General features: G+C 40.7%; 18 protein-coding genes and 2 pseudogenes. 19 read left to right on the top strand and 1 reads right to left on the bottom strand.

Going from position 1 to position 20014, the window contains the following annotated elements:
- Nucleotides 1–249, top strand: a pseudogene (locus HT691_RS02860) (N-acetylmuramoyl-L-alanine amidase family protein); the annotation flags it as partial.
- Between the two features lie 615 nt (nt 250–864).
- Here the strand turns inward: HT691_RS02860 and queA are convergent.
- Nucleotides 865–1893: a tRNA preQ1(34) S-adenosylmethionine ribosyltransferase-isomerase QueA gene (queA, locus tag HT691_RS02855; protein ID WP_023936046.1), complete on the bottom strand. Its 1029-nt coding sequence runs from the start codon at nt 1891–1893 to the stop codon at nt 865–867.
- A 150-nt stretch (nt 1894–2043) separates the two neighbouring features.
- Between queA and HT691_RS02850 the strand changes: the two genes are divergently transcribed.
- The 18 genes and pseudogenes from HT691_RS02850 (at nt 2044) to pstA (ending at nt 20004) form a co-directional block, all read left to right on the top strand.
- On the top strand, nt 2044–2751 hold the full coding sequence (locus HT691_RS02850) for a glucosamine-6-phosphate deaminase (RefSeq protein WP_000864588.1): 708 nt from the start codon (nt 2044–2046) through the stop codon (nt 2749–2751).
- A gap of 138 nt (nt 2752–2889) precedes the next feature.
- Nucleotides 2890–3066 (top strand): 30S ribosomal protein S21, encoded by a 177-nt coding sequence (rpsU, locus tag HT691_RS02845; protein WP_000048054.1) that lies wholly within the window; start codon nt 2890–2892, stop codon nt 3064–3066.
- Nucleotides 3067–3285: 219 nt separating this feature from the next.
- Nucleotides 3286–4221: an HPr(Ser) kinase/phosphatase gene (hprK, locus tag HT691_RS02840; protein WP_000115147.1), complete on the top strand. Its 936-nt coding sequence runs from the start codon at nt 3286–3288 to the stop codon at nt 4219–4221.
- Nucleotides 4214–5002: a prolipoprotein diacylglyceryl transferase gene (lgt, locus tag HT691_RS02835; protein ID WP_054392788.1), complete on the top strand. Its 789-nt coding sequence runs from the start codon at nt 4214–4216 to the stop codon at nt 5000–5002. Before hprK ends, lgt begins: the two co-directional genes overlap by 8 nt.
- Nucleotides 5003–5429: pseudogene (locus tag HT691_RS02830) on the top strand (DUF948 domain-containing protein).
- Nucleotides 5402–5797: a YtxH domain-containing protein gene (locus tag HT691_RS02825; RefSeq protein ID WP_172925243.1), complete on the top strand. Its 396-nt coding sequence runs from the start codon at nt 5402–5404 to the stop codon at nt 5795–5797. The pseudogene HT691_RS02830 and the gene HT691_RS02825 overlap by 28 nt, the downstream one beginning before the upstream one ends.
- A gap of 358 nt (nt 5798–6155) precedes the next feature.
- Nucleotides 6156–10253: a G5 domain-containing protein gene (locus HT691_RS02820; RefSeq protein WP_172925242.1), complete on the top strand. Its 4098-nt coding sequence runs from the start codon at nt 6156–6158 to the stop codon at nt 10251–10253.
- Nucleotides 10254–10428: 175 nt separating this feature from the next.
- Nucleotides 10429–11559, top strand: a complete 1131-nt coding sequence (gene hemW / locus HT691_RS02815; protein WP_001170090.1) for a radical SAM family heme chaperone HemW — start codon at nt 10429–10431, stop codon at nt 11557–11559.
- Between the two features lie 4 nt (nt 11560–11563).
- A complete protein-coding gene (locus HT691_RS02810; protein ID WP_000524808.1) occupies nt 11564–12301 on the top strand; it encodes an acyl-[acyl-carrier-protein] thioesterase in 738 nt (245 codons plus the stop codon).
- A gap of 10 nt (nt 12302–12311) precedes the next feature.
- Nucleotides 12312–13085 carry a TIGR01457 family HAD-type hydrolase gene (locus HT691_RS02805; RefSeq protein ID WP_119948167.1) on the top strand — a complete coding sequence of 258 codons (774 nt, stop codon included), beginning with the start codon at nt 12312–12314 and terminating at the stop codon, nt 13083–13085.
- Entirely contained in the window at nt 13075–13692 is a 618-nt protein-coding gene (locus HT691_RS02800) for a TIGR01906 family membrane protein (protein ID WP_172925241.1), read from the top strand. The genes HT691_RS02805 and HT691_RS02800 overlap by 11 nt, the downstream gene beginning before the upstream one ends.
- Before the next feature lie 209 nt (nt 13693–13901).
- Entirely contained in the window at nt 13902–14303 is a 402-nt protein-coding gene (locus HT691_RS02795; RefSeq protein ID WP_000631259.1) for a Spx/MgsR family RNA polymerase-binding regulatory protein, read from the top strand.
- Entirely contained in the window at nt 14303–14581 is a 279-nt protein-coding gene (locus HT691_RS02790) for a UPF0223 family protein (protein WP_001041980.1), read from the top strand. Before HT691_RS02795 ends, HT691_RS02790 begins: the two co-directional genes overlap by 1 nt.
- Entirely contained in the window at nt 14571–15344 is a 774-nt protein-coding gene (locus HT691_RS02785; RefSeq protein ID WP_000444027.1) for an inositol monophosphatase family protein, read from the top strand. Before HT691_RS02790 ends, HT691_RS02785 begins: the two co-directional genes overlap by 11 nt.
- On the top strand, nt 15345–16649 hold the full coding sequence (locus HT691_RS02780; RefSeq protein WP_001160256.1) for an RsmF rRNA methyltransferase first C-terminal domain-containing protein: 1305 nt from the start codon (nt 15345–15347) through the stop codon (nt 16647–16649).
- 685 nt (nt 16650–17334) lie between these two features.
- Entirely contained in the window at nt 17335–18213 is an 879-nt protein-coding gene (gene pstS, locus HT691_RS02775; RefSeq protein WP_000746334.1) for a phosphate ABC transporter substrate-binding protein PstS, read from the top strand.
- On the top strand, nt 18213–19130 hold the full coding sequence (gene pstC / locus HT691_RS02770; protein WP_001070908.1) for a phosphate ABC transporter permease subunit PstC: 918 nt from the start codon (nt 18213–18215) through the stop codon (nt 19128–19130). Before pstS ends, pstC begins: the two co-directional genes overlap by 1 nt.
- Nucleotides 19120–20004 (top strand): phosphate ABC transporter permease PstA, encoded by an 885-nt coding sequence (pstA, locus tag HT691_RS02765; RefSeq protein ID WP_001201787.1) that lies wholly within the window; start codon nt 19120–19122, stop codon nt 20002–20004. Before pstC ends, pstA begins: the two co-directional genes overlap by 11 nt.
- The last annotated feature ends 10 nt before the right edge of the window (nt 20005–20014 follow it).

The following is a 20014-nucleotide window of genomic DNA, read 5'->3' as shown; positions in this document are numbered from 1 at the left end:
TCCATGGCAACAGGTTGGGAGCAAGTTGATGGTTCATGGTACTATCTCAACGATAATGGTTCTATGGAGATAGGTTGGCTACAAAATAATGGTTCATGGTACTACCTCAACAGCAACGGTTCTATGAAAGCCAATCAATGGTTCCAAGTTGGCAGTAAATGGTATTATGTAAATGCATCGGGTGAGCTAGCGATCAATACAAGTATAGATGGCTATAGAGTCAATGATAATGGTGAATGGGTGCGTTAACAGATTCCTCCCTGCGACACAATTGATAATAGTATGTCTGGATATATAATTATGTATAAAAAGCTATAGATAAGCTCATCTTATAGCGACTATAAAAAAGTGAACAAACCTAGTCTTCTGTACATTAGAATTCAGGTTTGTTCACTTTTTGTTTAATACTCAATGAAAATCAAAGAGCAAACTAGCCGCAGGTTGCTCAAAGCCCTGTTTTGAGGTTGTGGATGAAGCTGACGCGGTTTGAAGAGATTTTCGAAGAGTATAAGTCTTTGATTTTGAGACTAAGGAGAGTCAGGGTCAAAGTAGTGAATGATTCTGAAACAACTCATAATAGTCTCTTGAGAGGACAGATAAGAGTAACAAATATGGTGCTACTCATGTGTCTTGCATTTTGATTTACAAACAGCGAAGAAAATATAGGAAGCTGAAATAAAATATAGATGAATCAATTTGGAGAGTCAACGCAATATATGGCAATATTTTCGAAGCTAGGGGGAAGCATTTTAATTTCAATGTACTAGGCGTCCTCTACAGCTAGCTAGAGTTTCAATTGTAGATGTTCTTTGAAATAATATCTTAGCGATTTATTGGTATTAGAAGATTTAGAGAAATTCTTTCTCAATAAATAAACATGGCATCGCCAAAACTAAAGAAGCGGTAGTGTTCTTGGATGGCATGGTGGTAGGCATCTAAGACTAATTCGCGGCCAGCAAAGGCAGAAACTAACATGACCAGAGTTGATTTTGGCAGGTGGAAGTTAGTTGAGAAGGCATCAACAACCTTCCATTCATATCCAGGTTTGATAAAGATATTGGTCCAGCCAGAATCTGCTTGGATTTGCCCATCAAACTTGGAACCAATGGTCTCCAAGGTGCGGATAGAAGTGGTTCCGACAGCGATGACGCGACCACCATTTTCCTTAACAGAGCGAAGGGTGGCAGCAGCTTCCTCAGAAAGTTGGTAGAATTCTGAGTGCATTTCGTGTTCGTCCAGATTATCAACAGAAACGGGCCTAAAGGTACCGAGTCCGACATGGAGAGTCAGATAGACTAGATGAACACCCTTAGCTTGGATTTCTGCCAACAGTTCTTTGGTGAAGTGAAGACCAGCAGTCGGTGCAGCAGCAGAGCCACTTTCCTTGGCGTAAACGGTTTGATAGCGTTCACGGTCATCTAGTTTTTCATGGATATAAGGTGGTAATGGCATTTCTCCCAGACTTTCCAAAACTTCTAGGAAAATTCCGTGGTATTCGAAGCGGACAATGCGGCCTCCGTGGGTCAATTCTTCTGTAATGACAGCGCTGAGGCGACCATCACCAAAGCTGATACGAGTACCGACCTTGAGGCGTTTGGCAGGTTTAGCCAGAACTTCCCACTCATCTCCAGCAGTATTTTTGAGCAGGAGAAGTTCCACATGGCCTCCAGTTTCTTCCTTTTGACCATAGAGGCGGGCAGGGAGAACGCGGGTGTCGTTCATAACGAGGGCATCACCAGGTTCCAGCATATCAATAATGGAGTGGAAGTGTTTGTCCTGCATTTTTCCTGTCTCACGGTTGACGATGAGGAGTTTAGAGGCATCTCGTTTTTCAAGGGGTGTTTGGGCAATCAATTCCTCAGGTAAGTGGAAGTCAAAATCAGCTGTATTCATATATCTGTTCATTCTTTCTAAGTTCTAATCCTATCCATTATAACATGTTTCAAGTATAGACGCTCTTTTTTTAGAAATTAAATCGTTTTCACTTGACAAAAATTGGTCTATACCATATAATAAAAATAGATAGAAATGGAGGATGAAAAGATGAAAGTTATTAAAGTTGAAAACCAAATCGAAGGTGGAAAAGTTGCTTTTGAGATTTTGAAGGAAAAATTAGCCAATGGCGCTCAAACCTTAGGGCTTGCGACAGGAAGTAGTCCACTTGAATTTTATAAGGAAATTGTTGAAAGTGACCTCGATTTTTCAAATCTAACCAGTGTCAACCTTGATGAGTATGTAGGCCTTGATGGCGACAATCCACAGTCTTACCGTCACTTCATGCAAGAAAACTTGTTCAACCAAAAACCATTTAAAGAAAGTTTCTTGCCTCGTGGTGTTAAGGATCATGCTGAAGCTGAAGTTGAACGCTACAACCAAATTTTGGCTGACCATCCAGTTGACCTGCAAATCTTGGGAATCGGTCGCAATGGGCATATCGGCTTTAATGAGCCTGGTACTCCATTTGACAGTCAAACGCATCTAGTAGAACTTGACCAGTCTACTATTGAAGCCAATGCGCGCTTTTTTGACAAGATTGAAGACGTCCCAACCCAAGCTATTTCAATGGGGATTAAGAACATCTTGGATGCCAAGTCAATCCTTCTCTTTGCCTACGGTGAGTCGAAAGCAGAAGCCATTGCCGGAACAGTGTCTGGCCCAGTGACTGAGAATCTACCTGCAAGTAGTCTCCAAAATCACCCTGATGTGACCATTATTGCGGATGCTGAAGCGCTTAGCTTACTTGAAAAATAAAAAGCAATGTTCTGTTGAACGCTTTCAACTCTTGTATAAATGGAAGAAAAAATCAAAATTAAACCGCATTTTTGCTTGACAATTATTCCTTTTACGTGTAGAATAAAATAGATATTGAACTTGAAGGGAGTGAAAAAAATGTCTAAAACAGTAGTACGTAAGAATGAATCTCTTGACGACGCACTTCGTCGTTTCAAACGTGCGGTTACTAAAGCTGGTACTCTTCAAGAAACACGCAAACGTGAATTCTATGAAAAACCTTCTGTAAAACGTAAACGTAAATCAGAAGCAGCTCGTAAACGTAAAAAATTCTAATTGAAATGAAAGGCTAGAGAAATCTAGTCCTTTTTCTTTTAATACTCTTCGAAAATCTCTTCAAACCACGTCAACGTCGCCTTGCCGTATGTATGNNTTCCTAGTTTGCTCTTTGATTTTCATTGAGTATAAATAAATACTCCAAAGCCTGCAAAAATCTGAAACTTCCTCCTACAATTTGATATAATAGAGAGAAGAACTCGATTGAAGGAGGAAATGATGTCGGTTTTAGTAAAAGAAGTGATTGAAAAGCTTAGACTAGACATTGTCTATGGCGAACCAGAATTGCTTGAAAAGGAAATCAATACAGCAGATATTACGCGACCTGGTCTTGAAATGACAGGTTATTTTGACTACTACACGCCAGAGCGGATTCAACTTTTGGGGATGAAGGAGTGGTCTTATCTGATCAGCATGCCTTCCAACAGCCGTTATGAAGTTTTGAAAAAAATGTTTCTACCTGAGACACCAGCGGTCATTGTTGCCCGTGGTTTGGTGGTTCCAGAGGAGATGTTAAAAGCAGCCAGAGAATGTAAGATTGCTATTTTAACCAGCCGTACAGCGACAAGTCGTTTATCTGGAGAGTTATCTAGCTATCTGGATTCTCGTTTGGCAGAACGTACCAGTGTTCATGGGGTTTTGATGGATATCTATGGGATGGGCGTCTTGATTCAGGGAGATAGTGGAATTGGTAAGAGTGAGACAGGTCTGGAACTTGTCAAACGTGGTCACCGCTTGGTAGCTGATGACCGGGTCGATATCTTTGCCAAGGATGAGATTACTCTTTGGGGTGAACCGGCTGAAATCTTGAGACACCTGATTGAAATTCGTGGGGTTGGGATTATCGATGTCATGAGCCTCTACGGTGCCAGTGCCGTCAAGGATTCTTCACAGGTTCAACTTGCTGTCTATTTGGAAAACTATGATACACATAAGACTTTTGATCGTCTTGGAAACAATGCAGAGGAAATAGAAATTTCTGGCGTAGCCATTCCTCGTATCCGCATTCCAGTTAAAACAGGTCGTAATATTTCTGTCGTGATTGAGGCAGCTGCCATGAATTATCGTGCCAAGGAAATGGGCTTTGATGCGACCCGTTTGTTCGAAGAACGACTGACAAGTCTCATCGCTCGAAATGAGGTGCCTAATGCTTGATCCAATTGCTATTCAACTAGGCCCTCTAGCCATTCGTTGGTATGCCTTGTGTATTGTTACAGGTTTGATTCTTGCGGTTTATTTGACCATGAAAGAAGCGCCTAGAAAGAAGATCATACCAGACGATATTTTAGATTTTATCTTGATAGCCTTTCCCTTGTCTATTTTAGGAGCTCGTCTCTACTATGTCATTTTCCGTTTTGATTATTATAGTCAGAATTTGGGAGAGATTTTTGCCATTTGGAATGGTGGTTTGGCCATTTACGGTGGTTTGATAACTGGGGCACTTGTACTCTATATCTTTGCTGATCGTAAACTCATTAACACTTGGGATTTTCTAGATATTGCGGCGCCTAGCGTCATGATTGCCCAAAGTTTGGGTCGCTGGGGCAATTTCTTTAACCAAGAAGCTTATGGTGCAGCAGTGGATAATTTGGATTATCTACCTGTCTTTATTCGTGACCAGATGTATATTGAGGGGAGCTACCGTCAGCCGACCTTTCTTTATGAGTCCCTATGGAATCTACTTGGATTTGCCTTGATTCTGATTTTTAGACGAAAATGGAAAAGTCTCAGACGAGGTCATATCACGGCTTTTTACTTGATTTGGTATGGTTTCGGTCGTATGGTCATCGAAGGCATGCGAACAGATAGTCTCATGTTCTTTGGCCTTCGAGTGTCTCAATGGCTATCAGTTGTCCTTATCGGACTGGGTATTTTTATCATTCTATATCAAAATCGAAAGAAGGCCCCTTACTATGTTACAGAGGAGGAAAACTAAATGTTAGAAGTTGCATATATTTTTGTTGCCCTTGCTTTGATTGTATTTTTAGTGTATCTAATCATTACTGTACAAAAGCTTGGCCGTGTTATCGATGAAACAGAGAAGACGATTAAAACCTTGACTTCAGATGTGGATGTGACCTTGCATCATACCAATGAATTGCTGTCTAAGATCAATGTCTTGGCAGATGATATTAATGTCAAGGTGGCAACGATTGATCCACTCTTTAGTGCTGTTGCAGATTTATCTCTATCTGTTTCAGACCTCAATGACCATGCGCGTGTCTTGAGCAAGAAAGCTTCATCAGCTGGTTCAAAAACACTCAAGACTGGGGCAAGTTTATCAGCTCTTCGTCTTGCAAGTAAATTTTTAAAAAAATAAAAAAGGAGAATCCTTATGGGTAAATTATCCTCAATCCTTTTAGGAACCGTTTCAGGTGCAGCTCTTGCCTTGTTTTTAACAAGCGACAAGGGCAAACAAGTTTGCAGTCAGGCTCAAGATTTTCTGGATGATTTGAGAGAAAATCCAGAGTATGCCAAGGAGCAGGTCTGTGAAAAACTGACAGAAGTCAAGGAGCAGGCTACAGATTTTGTTCTTAAAACCAAAGAACGGGTTGAGTCGGGTGAAATCACTGTGGACAGCGTCCTTGCTCAAGCCAAATCATGTGCTCGTCAAGCGACAGAAGTATCAAAATATCGATTCAATAATCTCAAAGAGCAATGGCAAGAAAAGGCCGAAATTCTTGATGAATCAGAAGAGATTGTGATTGATATCAAAGAAGAAAAAATCTAGATTTGATGAGACTGGGCAAAAACTCAATTCTAGGAGAAAATGAAGTAGATCTTCCCATAATCAAACGCATAGTATCAAGGTTTTTCAAGGCCTGATATTATGCGTTTTTTGATTTTCATTGAGTATTATGGTATAATGGCAGTGTTGAAAGTGAAATATTTACATTTTTTATATTTTACTGATATTTTATTAATATTAAGCAATTCATTTTTTTATGATTAGAAATCAATGTGGTAGTTTATAATCAAGCAGAGGAAAAGTTCTAAAATTTTAGTCAAGAAAGGGTTTAGTATTTTGTCAAGGGAAAATAGTAGAACTCTCTATTTTGTAAAAAATAGCTAGAAAGAAAGTTGGTAAAATGAAAGATATTTTTAATAAACGTCAATGTTTTTCGATTCGAAAGTTTTCTGTTGGAGTGGCTTCTGTATTAATAGGCATTGCTTTGTTTACACCATCCCAGGGAGTACTTGCTTCTACGGAAAATTCTCCATCTTCTGTGGATAAAAGAGAAGAAGTTCAACCTATGCTAGATAATCAAAATAATCCTTCTTCTGAGTTAGATACCAGAGATGTTCCAATAGGATTTACAAGGACTACAGAACCCGTCAGATCTGGGAATAAGGAAAATAATAGCTTGATCACAAGGGATTTCGTGGCGGGTGAAGACAGATCAAGCACTCCAGCGGTGAGAGCAGCATCAAATCCTTCCGAGGTTAAAAAGTATGAATTAACTGATGAGTATGCTAAGCAAATAAAAGCAGGAGTAATCGGTTCAGAAGGTAATAAGCTTGATAGTTTATTGTTAAACGGCTCTAAGTTAAGTCCAGAAGCCTATACAGATGATGATTACTTGAAGGATAAAGAAGAACTTTATATTTATGAAAAAGGTGGGAAAAAATATGTAGGTTATAATAGTCATCCCTTATTAGAAGATACTGATGGTGATGGTATTATTGACAGTAAAGAAAAGCCAGATGAAAAATTAAAATGGAATGTAAGTGAGCGCGATATGATTATGTTCATGGAATTATCCTACCGTGATGATAATTATATTGATAGAGTGCTGGATCATAAGAGACCCTTAACAGAGTCAGAGTTATATAAAAAGAATGGTGACAGTAAACCACGTTATGAGTATATGATGATGAATAAGGAATTGGGGCCTTATTGGGAAAGGAAGAAAAGTTACCATACCTCCAGTGGACTAGATGCTGTCTTGTATGAAACGAAGAGTGATTTCTTATATTTACCAAATGGAACTGCACAAGTATTAGCCTTTCGTGGAACAAGTGATGCGAAAGATATAGGAGCTGATATAACACTTGGATTAGGAAGCAATCCTCAACAAGGGATAGATGCAGAAAATATTATGCATGAACTAGCTAAAGATAAGAGTATTACTAATCTTTATTTGACAGGTCATTCTTTAGGAGGATATTTAGTACAACGGGCAATGGTTGAAGCTTATCAGTTGGCATATTCTGACAGCAGAGTCATGTCTCCTAAAGAACAGTTGGCTTATAGAAACGTTTATAATAATGTATTAAAAAAAGGCACAACCTTTAATGCTCCAAAAGTTGTGACCAATTTGCTTTCCAGTCGTGAATTTTGGCAAAAAGGTTTAGATAGCAAAAAAATAGCCAAGTCTGGTAAAATGACTCATTATATTGTTGATAATGATTTGGCGATAAGAAAAGGCGTCAGCAATGATAGTGATGTTGTTATAAATGTTGGACGAACCAGTGGAGGTCACAGTTCACGTTCTTATTTTGAAGCTGATATGATTAATAGACGATCAGAGTTTATATCTGGGAAACGAATTTCCTTAGATGGGACAGGTTATCAAGATAAAAACATTGCAACAGTTAAATCTGTAGAAAAAGTTGGAGAAACTGTTGTATATAGTAAACGCGGAGATGACATCATTAAGTCAATAACTGTGAGTATGAAAGATCTCGATACAGGACAGATTACTAACAATACAATTGATGAAGTGTTTAAGAAAGATGGAGCCAAATCTACAGTTGTCGTTACCCAACTTGAGCCAAGTGTACGTTATGAAAAAGATGCCACAAGAGCTAAAGGTGAAGCTAATGTAACAACAACTGGTACTTCAGGTACTAGTACAGTAACAACAACTTATAGTGTAGATCCTAACACTGGAGATCTGATTGAACATGTAGGACAACCAGTAGTTAAGCAACCGGCAATAGAAACAGTTGTCAAAGTCGCAGCCAAGGATGAAGTAGAATACATTAAAAAAGGAGACGACGTTGTTAAGAAGACAACAAGCTACACAGTAAACTCAAAAACTGGCAGCCTTACTTCGACTAAGAAGGAAGAAGTAGTCAATAAAGGTGGCGCGAAGGATATAGTTGAGTATAATTCAGTTGAACCCAAAACAGTTTATTTAAAAGATGAAAACAGTCCAAAAGGTACTGATACCGTTCAATTTCTAGGGAGATCAGGAAAATCTAAAGTCATCACAACCTATAGCGTAAATCCAGTAAATGGAGCCCTAACTCCAACAAAAGGGGGATCAGAAGTCGTAACTCTACCAATAGCTAGAGTTGTAAAAGTAGGAGCTAAGGATAGAGTAGACGTAGAAACAATCCCATCTCCAGTAAAATACGAAAAAGATGCTAGTCGAGAAAAAGGCCAAGCCAATATTACTGTCCCAGGAAAAGACGGAAGTAAGACAACCACCACGACTTACACAGTAAATCCAGACAATGGGGAAGTTACTCCAAATGAAGGAAATCCAGTAATAGTAAATCCAACAGAAACAATCGTTAAAGTCGCGGCTAAGGATCAAGTAGTAGAAACGCCAATTGAGCCCACAGTGGTTTATGAAAGAGATGACACTCGTGACTTTGGTACACCAGACAAGCCTAGAAAAGGAGCAAAAGGAAAATCTGTAACGACTACAAGGTATGACGTTAATCCAAATAATGGAACAGTCACAGAACAGGTTGGTAAGCCAGTGGTCACCCCAGCTGGTAAAACAATAGTTAAGGTTGGAGCTAAAACTAAGGTTGAGAGTAGCAAGGATGACCAAGGTCGTGAAGTTATCAACACTACAACTTATGAAGTTGATCCAAAAACAGGTAAGGTAACTTCTACAACAGTAACTACTTACGGGACAAGGAAAGAACTAACGATTGAGAAGATGGTAGTACCATCTCCAGTAGTTTACGAAAAAGATGATACGAAAGAAAAAGGTACAGTCCCAACTACTGTTAAAGGTGAAGATGGTGAAGACACTATCACAACAACTTACACTGTGGACACTAATACTGGAAAGATTACAGCAAGTGAAGGTAAACCAGTTCGTACGAAAGAACCAACGAATACAGTCGTCAAAGTCGCAGCGAAGGACAAAGTAGAAAAAACAGAAATCTCATCACCTAAGAAATATGTGAAAGATGATACACGCGACAAAAATCAACCAAATGTGGAAGAAGCAGGCCAAGCAGGTTCAAGTACTATCACAACAACATATAGTGTTGATTCTACTACAGGCGCTATTACAGAAACAGTAGGAAAAGCAGTAGTAGTAAATCCAACAGCAACAATAGTCAAAGTCGCAGCCAAGGACAAAATAGTAGAAACACCAATTGAACCTGAAGTTGAATATGTTAGAGATGGTGAACGAGAAGTTGACACACCTAATGAACGTATTGAAGGAGCTAAAGGTAAAACAGTTACTACAACCACTTACGATGTAGATTCAAAGGACGGTCATATCACAGAACACGTTGGCACCCCAGTCGTCACCCCAGCAGGTAAGACAATCGTTAAAGTAGGAGCTAAAACTAAGGTTGAACAATCTAAAGATTCTGAAGGTCGTGATGTGATTGAGACCACTACCTATGAAGTTAATCCAAAAACAGGTAAGATAACTCCAACAACCGTGCTAACTTATGGGAAAACGAAAGAACCAACGAATACAGTCGTCAAAGTCGCAGCCAAGGACAAAGTAGTAGAAACCCCGATTGAACCTGAAGTTGAATATGTTAGAGATGGTGAACGAGAAGTTGACACACCTAATGAACGTATTGAAGGAGCTAAAGGTAAAACAGTTACTACAACCACTTATGATGTAGACTCAAAGGACGGTCATATCACAGAACACATTGCTAATAATATAACAACACCAGCTAAGGTAACACCAGGTAAAGTCACTCCAGCAACTCCAGTCACACCTGCTACTAATGGAGGTTCTGATCAAGATACACCTGCACCAACAACTCCAATTCCAGATGCAGTTACTCCGAATGAAAATCATGAAGATACTACAGATGCTAGTGATAGTGATAACGGAGCTAAATCAAATGATTCTCAAAATGTATTGCCAAATACAGGAACAGAATCAAATGCGACTCTTGCATCTCTAGAACTTCTTGGTCTGCTAGGCGGTCTCGGACTTGCTCTTGGAAAGAAAAAAGAAGACTAAAAATTTAGTCAAATGAACATTCATTCTTTTGTATTGTAAAGACAAACTAGATTGGTTCTGGGAATCGTGTTCGTCATAAAATAAAAAGAATGTTTAGATAAAGAAAGCGAACAATGCTAGGATTTTGTTAAAGGGAATTCTAAGTATTGTTCGCTTTTGTGGTATAATAAGTACTATGCAGAAAAAACCAACGTCAGCCTATGTGCACATCCCATTTTGTACCCAGATTTGTTATTATTGTGATTTTTCAAAAGTTTTTATTAAGAATCAGCCAGTCGACAGTTATTTAGAGCATCTGTTAGAAGAGTTTCGTTCTTATGATATTCAAAAGTTGCGGACCCTCTACATTGGTGGTGGGACACCAACAGCCTTGTCAGCTCCGCAACTGGAGGTGTTATTGAAGGGCTTGACTAAAAACTTGGACTTGTCTGCCTTGGAAGAGTTGACCATTGAAGCCAATCCAGGCGACTTGGACGCGGATAAGATTGCTGTTTTGAAAAACTCGGCTGTCAATCGTGTTTCGCTAGGCGTGCAGACCTTTGACGACAAGATGCTGAAAAAGATTGGGCGCAGTCATTTGGAGAAGGATATTTATGAAAATATCGACCGCCTGAAATTGGCTGGTTTTGACAACATCTCCATTGATTTGATTTATGCGCTGCCTGGTCAGACCATGGAGCAGGTTCAGGAAAATGTGGCTAAGGCCATTGGACTGGATATTCCCCACATGAGTTTGTATAGCTTGATTTTGGAAAATCATACGGTCTTTATGAACCGTATGCGACGAGGGAAATTGCCTCTGCCTAAGGAGGAACTGGAAGCGGAGATGTTTGAGTACATCATCACTGAGCTTGAGCGAGCAGGCTTTGAGCATTATGAGATTTCTAATTTCTCCAAACCTGGTTTTGAAAGTCGCCACAATCTTATGTACTGGGACAATGCTGAATACTATGGCATCGGTGCTGGAGCATCTGGTTATGTCAATGGTATTCGATATAAAAATCATGGTCCCATTCGCCATTATCTTAATGCGGTTGAGGAAGGCAATGCTCGTATCACAGAGGAGTACCTGAGTCAAAAAGAGCAAATGGAAGAAGAAATGTTCCTGGGACTCCGCAAGAAATCAGGAGTCTCCATGGCGCGATTTGAGGAAAAATTTGGACGGTCTTTTGATGGACTTTATGGAGAAATTGTCAGAGACTTGGTTCAACAGGGTCTCATGCAAATAGACGGTGACCGAGTTCGCATGACAAAAAGAGGTCTCTTCTTAGGAGACACCGTAGCAGAACGATTTATTTTGGAGTAGGATGATGGGCTTAACTTATCAAATGAACATGAAAATTCCTTTTGATATGGCTGACATGAACGGTCATATCAAACTTCCAGATGTGATTTTGCTGTCCCTACAAGTTTCAGGGATGCAGTCGATTGAACTGGGAGTTAGTGATAAGGCCATTTTAGAAGATCATAATCTGGTCTGGATTATCACAGAATACGATATTGAGGTGGTTCGTTTGCCTCGTTTTGGGGAAGAAATCACCATCGAAACGGAAGCTTTGAGCTACAATCGGCTCTTTTGCTACCGTCGCTTTACCATTTATGATGAAGCAGGTCAGGAACTCATCCACATGATGGCGACTTTTGTTCTCATGGACCGCGACAGTCGAAAAGTCCATGCTGTTGAACCTGAGATTGTGGCTCCTTACCAGTCTGATTTTGATAAAAAACTTATCCGTGGACCGAAGTATGAGTCCTTGGAAAAGCCGATCAGCAAGGATTACCATGTTCGTTTTTACGACTTGGATATGAATGGTCATGTCAATAACAGTAAATACTTGGACTGGATTTTTGAGGTCATGGGAGCGGATTTTTTGACCCACTATATTCCCAAGAAAATCAACCTCAAGTATGTCAAGGAAGTTCGACCAGGTGGGGTAATCATATCGTCTGTTGAACGGACTGGACTGGAAAGCAAGCATGAAATTACAAGCGACGGGGCTACCAATGCACAGGCTATTATTACTTGGCAAGAAATAAAAAAGGCTTAGGGAGAAATAGATGAAATATAAAGGCTATTTAATTGATTTAGACGGAACCATTTATAAGGGCAAAGACAGAATCCCAGCAGGAGAGGCTTTTGTCCATGAATTGCAAAAGCGAGACATCCCCTATCTCTTTGTGACCAACAATACAACCCGTACTCCTGAGAGTGTTCAAGAAATGTTGGCTCAGAATTTTAATATCGATACGCCTCTATCGACTGTCTACACAGCGACTTTGGCAACTATCGACTATATGAATGACTTGGGACTGGAAAAGACTGTCTATGTTATCGGAGAATCAGGGCTCAAGGAAGCCATCAAGGCGGCTGGCTATGTGGAAGACAAGGAAAATCCTGCCTATGTGGTAGTAGGTCTGGACTGGCAAGTCGACTATGAAAAATTTGCCACAGCAACTCTAGCTATCCAAAAGGGAGCTCATTTTATTGGAACCAATCCTGACCTCAATATCCCGACAGAGCGTGGTCTTTTGCCTGGTGCTGGTTCACTGATTACCCTGCTTGAAGTAGCAACACGAGTGAAGCCTGTTTATATTGGAAAACCAAATGCCATCATTATGGACAAGGCGGTTGAGCACTTAGGTTTGGAACGTGAAGAGTTGATCATGGTTGGGGACAATTATCTGACTGATATTCGGGCTGGGATTGACAATGGCATTCCAACGCTCTTGGTGACGACAGGTTTTACCAAGGCAGAAGAAGTAGCAGACCTGCCAATCGCACCGACTCATGTGGTTTCTAGCCTTGCGGAGTGGGATTTTGATGAAAACTAAACTGACCTTTTGGGCCTCTATGCTCTTTCTCCTCTCCCTCTCAATCCTTATGACCATTTATCTGGCTTGGATTTTTTATCCGCTGGAAATTCAGTGGCTAAACTTAACGAATCGAGTCTATCTAAAACCAGAAACTATTCAATACAATTTTCATATTTTGATGAATTATCTGACCAATCCATTTAGTCAGGTCCTAGAGATGCCAGATTTTCGTTCGTCATCTGCTGGGCTACACCATTTTGCAGTGGTCAAGAATCTCTTCCACTTGGTTCAGATAGTAGCTCTAGTGACACTGCCAAGTTTCTATTTCTTTGTCAACGGGATTGTGAAAAAGGGCTTTTTGTCTCTTTATCGTAAAAGTCTCCTGGCTCTAGTGGTTTTGCCTTTGCTGATTGGGCTTGGGGGAGTTTTGATTGGTTTTGACCAATTCTTTACCCTTTTCCATCAAATTCTCTTTGTGGGAGATGATACCTGGCTTTTTGACCCAGCCAAGGATCCAGTGATTCTGATTTTGCCAGAGACCTTCTTCCTTCATGCCTTCCTCCTCTTTTTTGCCCTCTATGAGAGCTTCTTTGGCTATCTGTATCTGAAAAGTCGTAGGAAGTGAACCGAAAGCTGTTTTTAATTTGTATATATAAAAATACATATCGTTTAAAACCATCGTTAAGAGTGAATTAACCAAATCCAATTGTGTCAATCGTTCGCGAACAGTCTATTTTTCTTGAAAAAATAGGCTTTTTTTCTAAAAATCTCTAGTCAAGCGCTTTATTTTTTTGTATAATAGAAGTAGCAAAGTATAGATAAGAAGAGAAAAGCATGATTACACTATTTCTATCACCGAGCTGTACATCATGTCGTAAGGCTAAGGCCTGGTTAGAAAAACATAAGGTTCCCTTTGTGGAACACAATATTATGACCAGTCCTTTAACAAGAAAAGAATTGCAACACATCCTTTCCTTGACCGAAAATGGTACTGATGACATCATTTCAACTCGTTCAAAAATTTTTCAAAAATTGAATATTGATGTAGAGAGTATTTCGGTATCGGAATTGCTTCATTTGATTGAGCAGTATCCTAGTCTTTTGCGTCGTCCAATTATTATTGATGCCAAGCGCATGCAAATCGGTTTTAATGAAGATGAGATTCGTGCTTTTCTCCCTCGTAGTTACCGTAAGCAAGAACTAAAAGAAGCAAGAATGAGAGCTGGTATTAGTTAATGAACAAACAGTATAGTTACCCACTAGATTTGTCGTGGAGCACTGAAGAACTTGCTTCAGTGCTTTCTTTTTTTAATGATGTTGAAGCTGCCTATGAAGGCAAGGTAGAGGCTAAAAAGTTACTGGACTCCTATAAGCGATTCAAGGCGGTTGTGCCAAGAAAGAGTGAAGAAAAACGTTTGGGACGAGAATTTGAAACAGTCAGTGGCTATTCGCTTTACCGAGCAGTTCAGGCGGCTAAGGAAAAAGGGGAAGGAAAGATTTCTCTTGGAAAGTAAATTTGAATTTGCTAAAGAGCTAATTAAGAAAGCGGGTCAGTACATCCTTGACCACATGCAGGAAGACTTGCGTGTTGAGACCAAGTCCTCTCCAACAGATTTGGTGACCAGACTGGACAAGGAAGTTCAGGAACTCTTGGTTGGTGAGATTTTGTCCCGTTATCCTGAGGATAAGATTTGTGCTGAAGAAGGGTGTCTGCGAGCTTCGGTTCAAGAGGGCAAGGTTTGGGTCATTGATCCCATTGATGGTACCAATAACTTTGTAGCCCAGCAGGAAGATTTTGCTGTTATGATGGCTTATTTTGAAAATGGTCAGGGACAGTTTGGCCTAATTTATGATGTGGTCAAAGGGGATTGTTACCACGGTGGTGGGGTCTTTCCAGTTTGTCGAAATAATAAGCCCCTAGCTCCCTTTAAACCAAAACCACTTGGAGATTTTCTCATTGCAGGAAATAGTGGTATGCTAGAAACCAATGAATGGGGACTAGCTGATTTGAGTCGAGCCGTCCTCGGTGTTCGTGTCTATGGGAGTGCGGCCATTAGTTTTGCCAAGATTTTGTCAGGGCGTTTGTTGACCTATGTCACTTATCTGCAACCATGGGATTATGCTGCGGCTAGTATTTTAGGGGAAAGTCTGGGTTATCGGGTGGTGACCCTATCTGGTCAACCGCTTGATTTTCAAACCAGACAACCGGTCATGATGCTACCTCTTGAGATGCAGGAGGAAATTCAGTCCTATATTTACGAAAGGAAAAGAACTTAAATGCAATTTCCAGAAGGATTTGTTGAAAAATATGAAGAGATACTAGGAGATGAGGCAAGAGATTTTCTTGCCTCTTTTGAGGAGGAAGCGGTTTCGGCCTTTCGGGTCAATCCTTTAAAAGAAGCGCAACTTTCCTTTTCTGATACCATTCCTCAAACTCCTTGGGGACATTATGGGAAGGTTTCAGGGAAATCGCCTGAGCATGCTACTGGTTTAGTTTATTCGCAAGAACCTGCTGCTCAGATGGTTGCTCAGGTAGCCCAGCCCAGTCCTGGTATGAAGGTCTTGGACTTGGCAGCTGCACCGGGAGGTAAATCAACTCAACTAGCAGCCTATCTAGCTGGAGAGGGCCTTCTCGTCTCCAATGAAATTTCAAGCAAACGGGCTAAGATTTTAGTAGAAAACATGGAGCGCTTTGGAGCGACAAATGTTGTGGTGACCAATGAATCTGCTGACCGCTTGGCCAAGGTCTTTAAAGGCTATTTTGACCTCATTGTCCTTGATGCCCCTTGCTCTGGTGAAGGAATGTTTCGTAAGCAACCAGATGCTATGAACTATTGGAGCTTAGAGTATCCGAGTCAATGTGCTAGCTTGCAAAGAGAAATTTTAGCAGATGCAGTAACCATGCTAGCTGAAGGTGGTCGTCTGGTTTATTCAACCTGTACCTGGGCACCCGAGGAAAACGAAGAGATTGTTAAGTGGTTGCTGGAAGAGTATGATTTTGATTTGTTGCCAGTAGAGCATATCAATGGAATGGTAGCTGGTATTGACCTGCCAGAAACGGCTCGGATGTACCCTCATCAGTTTAAGGGAGAGGGTCAGTTTGTAGCCCATCTACAGTTTAAGGGTAACAATCCAACTCCTAAATGTAAGGCAAGTAAGAGCAATCTTGGTCGAGAACAAGTTGCCTTGTGGCAAGAATTTGCCCAAAACCATTTGAAGGTCAATCTACCGGGAATCTTGCAGACTTTTGGGGACCAACTCTATCTCTTACCAGAACTCTTGCCAGATTTAGGTAAGCTCAAGATTGCTCGCAATGGACTACATCTGGGCACTTTTAAGAAGAAACGCTTTGAGCCCAGTTTTGCTCTTGGTCTAGCCTTGAAACCGAGTCAGGTCGAACAATCGGTTGAAATTGGCCAAGAAGCGTTTGTCAAGTATGTGGCTGGAGAAACTGTTCAGCTGGCAGAAAGTCTGCCAAATGGTTGGTACCAAGTTTTGGTTAAAGGCAATGGCTTGGGCTTTGCAAAGGTTACTGGAAATGTTTTGAAAAATTATTTTCCAAAAGGCCTCAGATTCAAGTGAAAATGCTAGTCAAATATCTTATTCTATGTTATAGTGAAAGTATGGATTTTTTTAGTAGGATGATTCTTGATATCTTGATTGCCATCACATGTAGTTTTACTACTCAATGAAAATCAAAGAGCAAACTAGGAAGCTAGCCATAGATAGCTCAAAATACTGTTTTGAGGTTGCAAATAGGACTGACGGAGTCAGTTACAAAGCATTGCTTTAAAGTTGTAGATAGGACTGACCAAATAGGTACATACCTATAACAAGGCAAGGCTGACCTGGTTTGAAGAGATTTTCAAAGAGTACAAGAAGTTTAGTTATTAGCGTTCTTACCGCTTGTAAACTAGATTTCCCATAAAATAGAATCTTTTCCTTTTAGTTGTAAACTAGTCTGGGAGAGTAGAGAGGTTTGAGATACCTTTCTAGCTTTTGGATTATCATCTAAGGAGAGTAACCTTTTCCTTGCATTAAAAAGGGGAAAAAGAGACACGAAATGACTATAATGGGTGACAATGGGGGAAGGGATAGACAAGAGATTTTATCCACATATGAAAAAAGGAGGTTAGAAAAGAGTAATATAGCCTATATTATATAAATAATCAATTGCGCAGAAATTTGGTAAGAATTCATGCGTCAACTCATAAAGAACTACTTAAAAAATTCACAGTATTCATAATTATTTTCGAGGAGAAAAACAGTGAAAAAAAGAAAAAAGCTTGCTCTGTCTCTTATCGCTTTTTGGCTGACGGCTTGTTTAGTAGGCTGTGCTAGCTGGATTGATCGTGGAGAATCCATAACGGCTGTTGGCTCAACTGCCTTGCAACCCTTGGTTGAAGTAGCGGCAGATGAATTTGGCACGATCCATGTTGGAAAAACGGTCAATGTCCAAGGGGGAGGTTCTGGTACAGGCTTGTCCCAGGTTCAGTCTGGGGCAGTTGATATAGGAAACTCAGATGTATTTGCTGAGGAAAAAGACGGAATTGATGCTTCTGCTCTTGTTGACCACAAGGTCGCGGTAGCTGGTTTGGCTCTGATTGCCAATAAGGAGGTTGATGTTGATAACCTAACGACAGAGCAACTTCGTCAAATCTTCATAGGTGAGGTAACCAATTGGAAAGAGGTTGGTGGTAAGGACTTACCCATCTCTGTTATCAATCGGGCAGCCGGCTCTGGCTCTCGTGCTACCTTTGATACTGTCATTATGGAAGGTCAGTCTGCCATGCAAAGTCAGGAGCAGGATTCAAATGGAGCGGTAAAATCAATCGTATCAAAAAGTCCAGGAGCTATCTCTTATTTATCTCTTACCTATATAGATGATTCGGTCAAAAGCATGAAGTTGAATGGTTATGACTTAAGTCCAGAAAATATAAGTAGCAATAATTGGCCCTTGTGGTCTTATGAGCATATGTATACATTGGGGCAGCCCAATGAGTTAGCTGCAGAATTTCTCAATTTTGTTCTCTCGGATGAGACCCAAGAAGGGATTGTCAAAGGATTGAAGTATATTCCGATTAAGGAAATGAAGGTTGAAAAAGATGCTGCCGGAACTGTGACAGTGTTGGAAGGGAGACAATAATGAATCAAGAAGAATTAGCTAAGAAAATGTTGCTTCCATCAAAGAATTCTCGTCTGGAGAAATTAGGAAAAGGTTTGACCTTTGCCTGTCTTTCTTTGATAGTCATCCTTGTGGCCATGATTTTGGTTTTCGTAGCGCAAAAAGGCTTGTCGACCTTCTTTGTCAATGGTGTGAATATCTTTGACTTTCTTTTGGGAGGAACTTGGAATCCTTCTAGTAAAGAATTTGGTGCCCTTCCTATGATTTTGGGTTCCTTTATCGTTACCATTCTCTCAGCCCTTATCGCAACCCCCTTTGCTATTGGTGCAGCAGTTTTTATGACCGAAGTATCACCAAAAGGGGCGAAGATTTTGCAACCAGCTATTGAACTCCTGGTTGGGATTCCTTCAGTAGTGTATGGATTTATTGGCTTGCAAGTCGTCGTTCCCTTTGTTCGCAGTGTCTTTGGTGGGACTGGTTTTGGGATTTTGTCAGGGATTTCCGTCCTCTTTGTCATGATTTTGCCGACCGTAACCTTTATGACAACGGATAGCTTGCGTGCGGTTCCTCGTTATTATCGTGAGGCTAGTTTCGCTATGGGAGCCACTCGCTGGCAGACTATCTGGCGTGTGATCTTGAAGGCGGCCCGTTCTGGTATTTTCACTGCAGTGGTCTTTGGGATGGCGCGTGCCTTTGGTGAGGCTTTAGCTATCCAGATGGTTGTCGGAAACTCAGCTGTTATCCCAACTTCCTTGACCACACCAGCTGCAACTTTAACTTCTATATTAACTATGGGAATTGGGAACACTGTCATGGGAACTGTAAATAATAATGTTCTCTGGTCACTGGCCTTGGTACTGCTCTTGATGAGTTTAGTTTTTAACAGTGTGATTAAATTGATTACGAAAGAAAGAGGAAAGAAAAATTATGCGCGCTAAGAAATTAGATAAACTTGCAACAGCTGTCCTCTATACGATTGCTAGCATCATTGTGACAATCTTGGCTTCCTTGATTCTCTATATCTTGGTTCGGGGCTTGCCCCATATCTCTTGGTCTTTCTTGACTGGAAGGTCTTCTGCTTTTCAAGCAGGTGGTGGGATTGGCATTCAGCTTTACAATTCCTTTTTCCTATTGGTCATTACCTTGATTATTTCTGTACCTCTTTCTATGGGAGCTGGGATTTACTTGGCTGAATATGCTAAAAAAGGTCCTGTTACCAACTTTGTGCGGACTTGTATTGAAATTTTGTCCTCTTTACCATCAGTGGTGGTGGGGCTCTTTGGTTACTTGATCTTTGTAGTCCAGTTTGAGTATGGATTTTCAATCATTTCAGGTGCCTTGGCCTTGACAGTCTTTAACTTGCCTCAGATGACGCGTAATGTAGAGGATAGTTTGAAACATGTTCACCATACCCAACGTGAGGCTGGTCTGGCTCTTGGGATTTCTCGTTGGGAGACAGTGGTTCATGTTGTTATTCCAGAAGCGCTTCCAGGTATTGTAACGGGTGTCGTCTTGGCATCTGGTCGTATCTTTGGCGAAGCTGCAGCTCTGATTTATACAGCAGGGCAATCGGCGCCAGCTCTTGACTGGTCTAACTGGAATATCCTCAGTGTGACTAGCCCCATCTCTATCTTCCGTCAAGCAGAAACCTTGGCTGTCCATATCTGGAAGGTCAATAGTGAAGGCACTATTCCAGATGGAACTATTGTATCAGCAGGTTCTGCCGCTGTGCTCCTAATCTTTATCCTGATTTTTAACTTTGGAGCTCGTAAGTTCGGAAACTATCTACACAAGAAATTAACCGCTGTCTAAAGGAGAAGCC

It is taken from the genome of Streptococcus sp. 477 (genome assembly GCF_013277295.1).
In the GTDB taxonomy this organism is placed as follows: Bacteria; Bacillota; Bacilli; order Lactobacillales; family Streptococcaceae; genus Streptococcus; species Streptococcus pseudopneumoniae.
The sequence above is the reverse complement of the archived record's forward strand: the minus strand, read 5'-3'. Positions and strand labels throughout refer to the sequence as shown.